The following is an 11,538-nucleotide window of genomic DNA, read 5'->3' on the forward strand; positions in this document are numbered from 1 at the left end:
AGTACGGCGGTTTATGGAGACCGCATCACCATTCCCCGGCAATGCCCACGGAATGGCAAAGGTGTAGCAGACATAGGATCAGTTATTTAGGACCGGCTCATTCATAAATGAATTTGTCCACTTCCCTAAACTGAGACATGTAATACGCCGAACACCCAAATAATACTTTAGTATAAAAACAAAAGTTGAGTAAAACTCGCTATGGTTATACGTTGAGTGTAAACGTATTCGATTAAAAAAGGGAGTTATAGTGAATATCTTCAGTGTTCTGCAACGTGGCAATTCATCTGTCCGAGAAGTCACCCTCACCGCGTGGCTGTCTTACCTACTCGATAGCAATGAAGATCATGGTCTGTCAGACCGCTTTTTCCGTTACTTTATCGGAGAGCTAAATAGCCAGATAAACAGCGATTTTTTAACAGATTATCTGCACGAAAAAAGCAAAAAATATAATTACATCGTCGGTGTAGAACAGGACATATCAGAGAAACAGGACAACTCTTCAAAAGTTGACATTAGAATTGCCATTACTGAAATTGACGATCAAGGAAAGGAAGCGCTAAAGGATGAAACTTTAATTTTGTATATCGAAAATAAAGTATCGCCTGATAGCGCCGGTAATAATCAGTTGTTAAGCTATCTTGAGTGCTTGGAAAATGAAAACGCCAAACACAAAGCACTGTGTTACCTTACTCCGGATGAAAAAATAGCCGGAGGTAAATTAACACAAGAATTCAATGTAATAACCGATCCTGCCGCAAAATCATCCATCTCTACTTGTTGGCTCAAATGGAAAAACTTTGAAGAACAACAGGGTGGCACAGTACTGAAGATGCTAAGAGACTTGTTGGCCGAAGAAAGTTGTGGGCAAATTTCTCCTATAACGGACTACATTAGACACACTATCAAAGCGATGTGTTTCTTCATTGATGACAACGATAATTTCAATGAAAAACCAAGGTCAATTAGAAAACCTCCCGCCAATCTTGATGATTACCGAAGAAGAATTGAAAAATACGATCTTGACAACAAAGTCATGGCACTGATTGAAACACTCAGATCAGAAATTGAGAATTCCCTTCTACTCGGCAATATTCCTTATGAGTTTCTCTTAGACTTAAACACATATCAAGATGCCCGATTTATACAATTTGATTTTTTTGCCAAAGCTATCAGCGCGCATTTCAAAATACGCTTCTCCGTCTCCATTGACAGTAAAAACCATCATACGAACATTGCCATTAATAGCCTGACAAACGCAAAGGGTGATAAAGACAAGCTTGAAGTAGTCAACGACAATGTGAAAACACTGGAACTAAAAAGAAGTGGCAGTTGGTATTTAAGAACAGCGAGTAATGGTGGAAAGCCCTTGGCGTTTCACAGTGAATTAATTACTACTTTTATGGAATATCTAAAAGAGCTCCGCGCGCTAGACCACTATATTGAATGTTAGAGCTGTTGTGCTGTAAACATATAGAGATGTTGAATTAAGGAGAGAGTAAATGACAGGACGCTACCTCACCAAGTCTCGCTTCAAGCTAGCAACAGAATGCCCAACCAAACTTTTCTATACGGGAAAAGAGAAGTATGTGGATAATTCAGTCAACGACCCATTTATGGAAGCTCTTGCCGAAGGGGGTTATCAGGTCGGGGAGCTAGCAAAGTGTGCTTACCCTGGTGGTGTAGAAATTGGTTCATTGGATTACGAACAGGCTTTAGCTTATGGGTACTGGTTAAAAAGTACTTTTACGATCCCGCTATGAAAGGCTCTAATTCAATTAAAGCGGTATTGCCTGCAATCTTAAACAGCTCGCAATACCTAAAGCAAAAGTACAGCTCTCCGATTTACGGTAGTAGCGAAATTCCCAGCCATAACTTTAGTCAGCATACCTGGGTACAATTCACAGCGGACGGTGACGTTATTGATCCCTATAAAAGCTTACCCAAACTCTTTTCTGACGTCCTAGAAGAAGTTGAGGAACTGATATCTGACGCCGATGAACTCAACAACGGTGGGCTCGCACAAACTGCTTATGCAAAAATGCAGTTTACACAAATGAGCAACTACGAACGTGACGAGCTGCGCAATGAACTATTGAAGTATTGTGAACTTGATACGCTTGCCATGGTGATGATTTATGAGGGCTGGCGCGAAATGATTCGCTAGAGATAATCGCGCAATACGAGTTCTTTACCACCAAGACTCACCGTGACCTTCTCACCCAGCCATGGCAATAACTCAAACTCAACTGAGACACCGTCGCCGCGAACTTCAAAAGAAAATTGCTCTAGCCATGCAAAATATTTTTCGATTTCATCATGGGATAAGGACAGTGACTTCTTGAGTGAAACAGTTGAGTCAAGTTTATCCATATCTAGCGCATCCCAATCAGCGACTTCTCCAGTGTCACTGGTATCAATCTCAATCACTGCATGGTCAGCATAATAGTCTGTATCATTAACTATTGATAATAACAGTTGTGCTACCGCCTTATCATGCTGTTCATTTTTGGCACAGGCCATATGCTCAGTCGCCAATTTACCGAGATATGCAGTAAGCTCTGAACAATCATCACGCTGATAACTTAGCCTGAATACCTCAGCCACATAAGAATCATACTCGGACTTCGGCCAGTTAGAATTGGACAAGTTAAGCGGATCCCACTTATAAAATAATATGTCGCTGATTCTGGTTTGTAATTCTTCAGGTATATCTGCCACATTCGTTTGATTCACGTTCAATTCCTTTTAGCTAATTTGACCTAACAAAGTTCCTGGCCATTAATTCAGATTCACCAGACCAGCGATAGGCAACCAAATCGCCACCTTTAGCAACACTGTAGTCCGTACAGGCGACTTTATCGGTTTGCGGTACGCACTCACCCTGCATCCAATAATGACCAAAGAACACTGGTTTATCGGAGTCATAGGTATAAACGTCTTCTACCAGCATATCTGGCAATGTATCCAAACTAGCAGGCGGAATGCTAAGTGCCAAATTCCTATAAGTAGGGATATCTTCTGCCCACCACTTTACCCGAATAGCTGTTCTTTTTTTCTTACCTGAATCTAAAAAAGAAAAGCCATCAGGTAACTTTACCTCTGGTGATTTCACAACATCCTCTATGAGGCGAAAATGCGCGTGTTCAGGCCGAGAGGCAGTCACAAACATATCATCCGGAATGGTATTATCCTCATTCAAGATTTCTTTTAATTGAACAATGGCAGGCTGATGCCAGCAAGCATGGACGACTCTGATATGTTCTAAGTCCAGATACACCGGCAATGTCTTAAACCATTCGATAGCATCTGTGTGTTGCTGACTATCTAGCGGGAACGCATTCAGAAAAGCTTGATGTTGCTTGTAGTTAACATCATTGTGTTTTCGTAGATATTGCCCGGGATTTACAGGATCAAGTGTCGCATAGCAGACTGCATTAAACTCATGATTCCCCATAATGGCAAGCGCACTTCCTGAATCAACCATCGCTTTTACAATAGCGATGACTTCAGCTTGTTCTGGGCCCCGGTCGATGTAGTCCCCAACAAAAATAGCGATACGTGACTCATGTTGATAACAACCATTTCTTTCAACATAACCCAACCTATCCAACAATTGCTTGAGTTTGAACGCGTATCCATGAATGTCACCAATGATGTCGTAATAATCCATTATTAGCACCCTGCGCGAAAATCTAGCTTACCAGTAGAATATACCAAAACCGTTGAATCAGATATTAACGATAGGAGTGATGTTCGAGACATTGGTATCTATGATACATCGAGTGCCAACCGGAACTCATGCAAAGAATTTGCAAAGCGCCTTTTGATAATTATAAGCCACTGATTTAAATAATAATTTTAATACGCAAACTTTTCAAAATTCCCCGCCTTCGGGTGTGGCGGTTCGAGTCCGCCCACTGGTACCATTCTCTTTCTTAAGGGAAGAAACAATAAACCGACTTTTTAGTCGGTTTTTTTGTGTCACATCAATTATCTTCTGAGTGTTCTCAAAGCTCTCTTTTCCGTTTAAATGCGTATAACCATTCCATTAAACCTCGCTTTATGAAAACCAAGATATTTCAAACACATTTCCTGATTAATCAGCGAAGCTGTACCATTGCTGCATGAAGTGAATAAGAAAAATGGTTTATAACCAATAGAGGCGTCGACCTTTTAGCTTTGCAATAAGAGGGTTCAATCAGAGGCTGGTAGACGTAGATTTAGAACTAAGCTAGCCAACCGCTCAGTCAACACAAAGTGATTTCATGTTAATTGGGCATAAGAGCCTTGGCACGACAAAATACGATATTAATTAATGCAATATCAGAAACGGTCTATCGTTCTTTAAGCACATGTTTCGTAAGCCATTATTGTCAGACAACGCAAAATCCTACTCTCCTAATAAGCTTAGTGCGACTTGAGGGCGGGTATTTGCTTGAGCTAAAACAGAAGTCGCAGCCTGTTGGATAATTTGATGTTTGGTGAGATTTGCCGTTTCGAGCGCATAGTCTGCATCCATAATCCGACTTCGAGCAGCTGACACATTCTCTTCTGTATTCGAGAGACTTCTAAGCGCTGATTGAAATCGGTTCTGAGTTGCACCGAGGTCAGCCCGAATGCCATTAATGCTGGATATGGCATTATCAATGGTCCCCAACGCGTCATTTGAAAGATTAGAAATTGGTGCTCCTAAACCAACACCTGGATAAATAGTGGCACCGCCAGATCCAGTTGATGCGAGGCGAAAAGAGGGTTGGCTACCATTTATCCGTACATCATTTCCAGATACATATAAAACGTCTTTGCCAAGAACCTTGTTTACGTCTTTAACAATATCAGTAGCGGTAATTCCCTCTTCAAATAAGTAATTAATTCGTTTGTAAGTTTCACCTGAATTATCGGATACCGCTAAAAAGTTTCCAAATCCAATTGGTACATTCCCAAAGACAATTTGATTTGGTGCAAATGGGCCAGGTAGCGCCGCATTAGCATCCTCAGCGTTTATAAATCCAGCTCCGTTTAAATCATTACCTATATCAAGATTGCTCAAGCCAAGTCGCAGTGCGTCAAAATACCCGTCAAACTGGCGAAGGCTCACATCGATTGATTGACCCGCATTTGCTCCTACTGCAAAACTGGCACTGAATTGTCCATCAAATATAAATTTGTCGGAAAACCTAGTCGCTGCTATGCGATCCATTTCATCAGTTAACGCCCAAAACTCTTTAAACAGAGCTAGTCTGTCCGAATCACTATTGATGCCATTTTGAGCTTGCACCGACAGTTGCCTGATTCGTTTTAAAATCGTCACAGTCTCTTTAAGCGCGCCGTCAGCAACTTGTACAAGTGAAATCCCATCGTTTACATTTCTTGCAGCTTGCTTGAGACCATTTACCTGTGCTGTCATGCGATCGCTGATCTGCAATCCCGCAGCGTCGTCGGAAGCGCTATTGATTCTAAAGCCGGAAGATAAGCGCTGAAATGATTTATCTAGACTACTATTAGCATTAAACAGCTGTCTTGTAGCATTCAGGCTGGATGTGTTGGTATTGACAAACAAGCTCACTACAGTCCCTTGCAATGGACATAACTGTAAAAAGCCTACTGCCTGTCACAACAACTATCATGCAGATTAGTAGCATAAAAACTAAGAAAAATTCTTAGCTACCCTACGTTTTGGGAATTTGAATACTGATGACCGTACGATCTCCCTCGCAATGAGCCGTGAAGTATCCCCCCAGCATGTTCGCCCTGTCCTGCATCGATTGCAGACCAAGCCCAGACTGGATAGTTGTTGGATTAAAGCCCTTGCCATTATCTTTAATTGACAGCAGCCACTCCTGTTCATTTTCTTTTAGCTCGACAGTACACCGGGAAGCAGCACTGTGTTTAATAACATTGCTAATGGCTTCCTGTATTATGCGGAACAACTCTGTTGCCACTTCCTTGCCTGGCTCGCTGGATAGATTAACGTTAGGGATATATTCAATACTGTTTTTATTCAGTAGGGAATAAAACTTATCGCCTTTAATTACGGCGACTAGACCCACATCATCAAGCTCCTTGGGTCTTAATTGAAATAATATCTGATACACGCTGGTATATATCTGATCTATCTGAATTTTTAGCGACTGTAGAAACTCATTGGGAATCCCTCGCTTTTCGCCCAATTTGACTTCGGTTTTTAAGCCGATAATAGACTGCCCAACGTCATCGTGCAGCTCCTGTGCAAGCCTGTCGCGCTCTTTCTCTGTAGCAGTAGATAATTGTTGTGTTAAGCGCTTAATATCGCCGTTAGTGTGCTCCAGCGCCACTAAACTTTCACCTAACTTCTTAGTTTTATCCTGTATCGCTTCAAAAGCACTTCCCGTTAGTAGGCCGCTAATAGCAAGTGCCAATACATAGATTTGCAAATCCCAAAAATCCACAGCTTGCGGTTGTAAAATAACCAGCGCAATACATGCGCCAAGCAGTGACAACATAGCGCCTTGTATGTTGTAAATTAAAATAAGGACTGGAACCGAGAGTAAGGTCAATAGCTTAAATAAGTAGAATGGATTGGACGTATTGGTGATCCAGTTAAAGAATTCACAGCTACTAACCAGAAAACCAATCAGTATCAATAGTGTAACCACCCTGCATATAAGAGACCTTGTGCTCGTAACATGAGTAAGAATAAACGCTACAGACAATACGATACAGCAACCAATGAAATCGCCAATCCAATACCCTATGGTTAGCTCCGCTGCCTGCAACTTACTAAATTCTGGTTTGATGAAATAGATTAGTGCTCTTAAAAAGCTTTGCATAAACGTAGTTATAAGCACGATGGTTATCAACCACCAGTTATCTTGCAATGAATAACGTGATAAGTGTCTGGCACGAATGACAAAAACCCCAATCATTGTGAGCAGGGGGGGAATAATTCGAAGCGGATCGAGGGCTTCCCCGAGATAGTGATCAAAGGTGTCTAAAAACAAACCGTGATGAAGCCAAGTCGTAAAAAATATATGAATCGTATATTCGCCAATCAGAAGACTGGGCCAATACTTTTTGTCTGTATACCAATAAGCAAGTAAACGGACGCCTGCAGGTAAGTACCAACTGGTTGTGTCATCAATCGCCTCCATATTGCGAGATAAAAAATAACTTCCCACCATCGCGAATCCAAAAATGACACAGCATACGAGTTGTTTTAAGCTAGCGATTAACAAAGAGTTATTACTACCCGCATATCGGATTAGTGACGTACTGGGACGCGTGAGTTTGGATAAAAACAACATAAAAATTCTGCTGGTTGATGATCATGAAATTGTGCGACGAGGCTTCAAAGCCTTAATTAACGCAGAGGAATACTTAGAAGTTTGTGCCGAGGCATCGTCGGTATCTGAGGCAAAGACTACGTTAACTGAATTAGAATTTGATTTAGTAATCACAGACTTATCACTTCCTGACGGTAACGGCTCTGATATACTACGCTTTATATCCTTACACGAGCTAGCAGCAAAATCTATTGTGTTTAGCATATATGACCGTGAGCCCCATATATCCGAAGCAATTAATGCCGGCGCAAATGGTTATCTTTCTAAGCGTACTGCGGCAGATGATATCGTCAAAGCTATTAATGAAGTGATAAACGACAACTCGTTTTTAAGTCCTGATGTGCTTATCAATCTAAGCAATAATATTAAGGGACGAAAAGACACCAATTTAGATTCGCTAACTAGTCGTGAACGTGAAATATTCCTGTTATTAGCGAAAGGTAAGCTTGTTAAAGAAGTCGCCAAAAAGCTGGATATTATGGCGAAAACGGCGCATTCGCACCGTCGTAATATTTTTGAAAAGCTTAATTGCACCAGTAGCTTCGAGCTAACCCAATTAGCCCTGAGAACAGGCCTTATTGAAAGTAAGGATTTGATCTGAGCTAGTACACAACTGAAAATCACAACAGCTTCTGACAAATAACCCGTTGTAAACACAGACCTCTTTATTCGCCAGAAGTAGCATAGGTAGCAGCGCCACCAGCACTGAATGAAACAGCATTATCGACAAGGGTACCCAATCCTGTTTCAGGATTGATAATGATAAACTTGCCACCGTCAGTCAGGCCAATAAGCTGCTGTCTGAAATAAGCCAGGCCATAAACCTGTTTAAACCCAATCGCACCAATTAACGTATTTTCACCTGTTTCCGGGTCTATGCTAATCAGATAGTCACTATCTGTATCCGGTAAAACGACTGAGGCATACAAAACAGTTTCATCATCATTAAACACTAAATCTCCGGAAGTATACACGTTGCTGTCAAAGCTACCGATAGGGTCTCCACTTCCGGTAATTGGATTGATTTTAATAATCTCTCCATAAAGCGTTCCGGCAACAAGTCCATCCGCACGACCCTCCAGCGCATTTACACCCCTGACGCCGATATTTCCTATACTCCGGCCTGTCCCTGTATTCAAATCAATAGATATCAATTGTGAAAATGTCACACCAAATAACTGCCCGTTGTAAAATGCGATATCTGTTAGCTGATAACCGACCGTCCCGATATCGAACACTTCGCTGGTGTCAAAATTGAGAGAAGACAGCACTGAGTTTGAAGAGTAGTCTGCAAAGAATATTGTTCTGTTTCCTGTCTCTGACACTGAACTTACAGTGAAGCACGTTTCAGCAATGTCAGACACGGAACCGGCCGCATCTGATACACTGATTTCAGTGCAAAAATCACCATCCAGTATGCGACTTGAAAGTCCAACTTCTACTGAAACCGATTCTGAAACGCCGGACAGTTGCGATTGTGCAGATTGCTCAAAAACTAAATAATCTTCAGCACCTTTAACTGTAACAAACACGTCTTTTATATTTGCGTCGGTATTAAAAACCACATCAATACGTTCGCCGGCGGATTGATTCGTTACTATCAGATTGGGAGCACTTACAACCGCAGGAAATGCACTGTCACCACCTACCGGCAACTGCCCGTTCAACTTTTGACCTTGTGCCCCGCCCACAGTAAATACGATGCCGTCGAGTATGGAATCTGGGTTCTGAGTATCCAAAACTGTCACTGTCCTCATCATTTGGGATGAGTTACCACTATTGTCTGTAGCAGTATAAGTGATTGAATAATTACCTGCAGCGCTTAAGTCAACTACACCAGAGATTAAAACTTCAACAGTCCCATCTATTTCATCAGTTGCAGTTGCTCCCATCTCACGATATTCCTCGCCGTAATACAACGTCAGGGTCTCTGCACCGTTCATGGTGATTTGGGGAGGAGTTGCATCGGACAGTATGATCACGACCCGTGTAATTTCAGCGGTATTACCTGCACTGTCTGAGGTGGAGTACTTTATTACATATTCGCCGGGAGTTGATGGGTCCACACTTCCGGATTTTGAAACAGTCAGCGTTCCATCTGTTTCGTCCTCAGCGACAGCGCCGGGATCAGAAAAGTCACTTTGAAGAGGAAGTTCAACCAGCGCATCGCCATTTAAGCTGATAACGGGAGCTTTAGTGTCTTGCGGCGCATTGGTGCCTTGCGGTTCACTTCCCGAATCACCGCCGGAACCACAACCTTCAAGGCAAATTGTAAAAAAAACTAAAATTCCGAGCAGGACTCTTTTGCTCATCGGGGCATACCTGTTTAATTACTGGAGCGCTATTCTGCAAGCGTACTAGTACTTTAATGCTAGCATCTATTCTTAGATGCGTACAATGAAGGTTATAGGTCACAAAATATTTGAGGTTTGAGTTTAGGATTCAGCAACAGTTCTCGCAACGTAGTGTCGAAAATATTTCAGTTTCCGCGGTTCAATGACAAAAACCTGAACAAAGCCGCCGATGTCGCTCAGCCTTTGCAGATTGAATGATGGAATGCTTCACGCCGGCGGATTTTCTGAATCGTATTCAGGCTGCGGAACTCTGGCTGGCGGTGCCGTAATAGCATTGAGAAATGCCAACAGTGCTTTAATTTCATCGTAGCTTAAATTGAGCTTACGTAACAATGGCGAGGTCACCGGAGACATAGGGTCCTCCTCATCCGGCTGAGAAGGCACGCCGCCATTATTATAAATATTAAGTATGCCTTCCATGCTTGAAAACAAACCATTATGCATCCACGGCTTTGTGTTCATCACTCCGCGCAACCCCGGAGTTTTGAACTTTCCCACATCCTTTACGTTCCGGGTTGTTTCATAGCGCCCGAGATCTTCGTACTCCCGTTTGTACCACGTAAGCCCAATGTTATGGAATTTGTCGTCAGTAAAACGTGGTCCATAATGGCAATTCGCACACCGGGCCTTGCGGCGAAATAGATCCAGCCCCCATAGCGCCTGGTCACTCAATTTTTGATTGTACATGTGCTTTCTACGCACGTCAGTTTCGCTTAATGACAGTAAAAAGTAGTCGAAGTCACTGCGCCTGGAGGTAATAGTGCGTTGAAAAGTGGCAAGCGCTTTGGCTACATTCACAGTTGAAATGCTATTTTTACCGTAGGCGTTTTCAAAAAGCTGGCGGTAAACAAGTGAATTCGTAAGACGCTGCTCTAACTCTTTAAGATTGAATGCCATTTCGACAGGGTCCCGGATAGGCATTAATGCTTGTTGTTCCAGTGATTTCGCTCTTCCATCCCAAAAGAAGACACTCTGAAATCCCACATTTTCTAAAGACGGCGCATTACGTTTACCTGCTTGACGATTATGTCCGAAAGACACTCTTTGCCCGTCCCCCCATCCTAAATCAGGATCATGACAACTGGCACACGCTATTTGCCCTGATGACGAGAGCTTTCCATCGTGAAACAATGCATAACCAAGTTTGTACACTTCATCTGAATAGGGACTGTCTGCAGGGTGAACCACTGCCGGCAACATTCCTAATTCTGTGAAATCTACAGTTTTGTCTATATTCGCTTCAGGCCATAAATATGGTTGTTTTGAATACACTTGTCTAAGCGCATGAAAGTCAACATTTTGAGTTAAGCTTCCCACCGCGCCGTATTCTTCTGCCCGCAATGCATAAGAAGCACTCTGACCGGCATAGAATAAAAAAACAGTCAGAACAAAAAAATAAAGAGCCACTCTTCGCAATTCAGAATCCATAATTCGGACAATAGCCGGAAAAGCACGTCAGAACCCTGACGTGCATTCTTTTCACTGCTTGATACTCAAAGTCTCCTGACTTGCGTCAGCTTCAACTAATCGTCTTGCTTCTTCAAGCGCACGCTGGCTTTTGATATCAATACAACCAGACTCCCCGGCCTCACTGATAGAAGTTAACTCCGCATTAAAAATTTGAGCCTGTTTAAGAAACTCCCCGGCACCAATATCGGCGGTTGCGTTATAACATAGCAGAGAAATAACAAGCGTACCTGCAACGAATAAAGACATATTTTCTCCTAATAGTCATAATTAATGCCGAACCAAATTTGTCTTCCCAATTCTAAATAACTGATCCTATGTCTGCTACACCTTTGCCATTCCGTGGGCATTGCCGGGGAATGGTGATGTGGTCTCCATAAACCGCCGTACTC

The 11,538-nt window shown here is 42.4% G+C and carries 11 protein-coding genes; 4 read left to right on the forward strand and 7 right to left on the reverse strand.

Annotated elements, in window-relative coordinates; all coding sequences use genetic code 11:
* The first annotated feature begins 250 nt into the window (after nucleotides 1-250).
* Genes ACXAG2_RS20460 through ACXAG2_RS20470 form a run of 3 tightly spaced genes read left to right on the forward strand, consistent with a single transcriptional unit; the run spans nucleotide 251 to nucleotide 2,167 of the window.
* Nucleotides 251-1,453, forward strand: coding sequence for a PDDEXK-like family protein (locus tag ACXAG2_RS20460; RefSeq protein ID WP_474870087.1), 1,203 nt, complete (start codon nucleotides 251-253; stop codon nucleotides 1,451-1,453).
* A 49-nt stretch (nucleotides 1,454-1,502) separates the two neighbouring features.
* The gene (locus tag ACXAG2_RS20465) at nucleotides 1,503-1,763 is read left to right on the forward strand and encodes a hypothetical protein (RefSeq protein ID WP_474870089.1); all 261 of its coding nucleotides are present in this window, start codon (nucleotides 1,503-1,505) and stop codon (nucleotides 1,761-1,763) included.
* Nucleotides 1,760-2,167 carry a hypothetical protein gene (locus ACXAG2_RS20470; RefSeq protein ID WP_474870091.1) on the forward strand — a complete coding sequence of 136 codons (408 nt, stop codon included), beginning with the start codon at nucleotides 1,760-1,762 and terminating at the stop codon, nucleotides 2,165-2,167. The genes ACXAG2_RS20465 and ACXAG2_RS20470 overlap by 4 nt, the downstream gene beginning before the upstream one ends.
* Here the strand turns inward: ACXAG2_RS20470 and ACXAG2_RS20475 are convergent.
* The 4 genes from ACXAG2_RS20475 to ACXAG2_RS20490 form a co-directional block, all read right to left on the reverse strand.
* A complete protein-coding gene (locus ACXAG2_RS20475) occupies nucleotides 2,164-2,736 on the reverse strand; it encodes a hypothetical protein (protein ID WP_474870094.1) in 573 nt (190 codons plus the stop codon). The genes ACXAG2_RS20470 and ACXAG2_RS20475 overlap by 4 nt on opposite strands.
* 16 nt (nucleotides 2,737-2,752) lie before the next feature.
* Nucleotides 2,753-3,673, reverse strand: a complete 921-nt coding sequence (locus ACXAG2_RS20480; RefSeq protein WP_474870096.1) for a metallophosphoesterase — start codon at nucleotides 3,671-3,673, stop codon at nucleotides 2,753-2,755.
* Between the two features lie 720 nt (nucleotides 3,674-4,393).
* Entirely contained in the window at nucleotides 4,394-5,569 is a 1,176-nt protein-coding gene (locus ACXAG2_RS20485) for a flagellin N-terminal helical domain-containing protein (RefSeq protein WP_474870099.1), read from the reverse strand.
* 103 nt (nucleotides 5,570-5,672) lie between these two features.
* Nucleotides 5,673-7,163: an ATP-binding protein gene (locus tag ACXAG2_RS20490; protein ID WP_474870102.1), complete on the reverse strand. Its 1,491-nt coding sequence runs from the start codon at nucleotides 7,161-7,163 to the stop codon at nucleotides 5,673-5,675.
* Nucleotides 7,164-7,176: 13 nt separating this feature from the next.
* Between ACXAG2_RS20490 and ACXAG2_RS20495 the strand changes: the two genes are divergently transcribed.
* Entirely contained in the window at nucleotides 7,177-7,926 is a 750-nt protein-coding gene (locus tag ACXAG2_RS20495) for a response regulator (protein WP_474870105.1), read from the forward strand.
* Nucleotides 7,927-7,990: 64 nt separating this feature from the next.
* Here the strand turns inward: ACXAG2_RS20495 and ACXAG2_RS20500 are convergent, their stop codons facing one another.
* The 3 genes from ACXAG2_RS20500 to ACXAG2_RS20510 form a co-directional block, all read right to left on the reverse strand.
* Nucleotides 7,991-9,637, reverse strand: a complete 1,647-nt coding sequence (locus ACXAG2_RS20500; RefSeq protein ID WP_474870107.1) for a DUF5011 domain-containing protein — start codon at nucleotides 9,635-9,637, stop codon at nucleotides 7,991-7,993.
* Nucleotides 9,638-9,886: 249 nt separating this feature from the next.
* Nucleotides 9,887-11,107 carry a cytochrome-c peroxidase gene (locus ACXAG2_RS20505; RefSeq protein WP_474870110.1) on the reverse strand — a complete coding sequence of 407 codons (1,221 nt, stop codon included), beginning with the start codon at nucleotides 11,105-11,107 and terminating at the stop codon, nucleotides 9,887-9,889.
* A gap of 51 nt (nucleotides 11,108-11,158) precedes the next feature.
* The gene (locus tag ACXAG2_RS20510) at nucleotides 11,159-11,395 is read right to left on the reverse strand and encodes a hypothetical protein (protein ID WP_474870113.1); all 237 of its coding nucleotides are present in this window, start codon (nucleotides 11,393-11,395) and stop codon (nucleotides 11,159-11,161) included.
* Between the last annotated feature and the right edge of the window lie 143 nt (nucleotides 11,396-11,538).

It is taken from the genome of Alteromonas sp. ABH4_456, assembly GCF_056160645.1.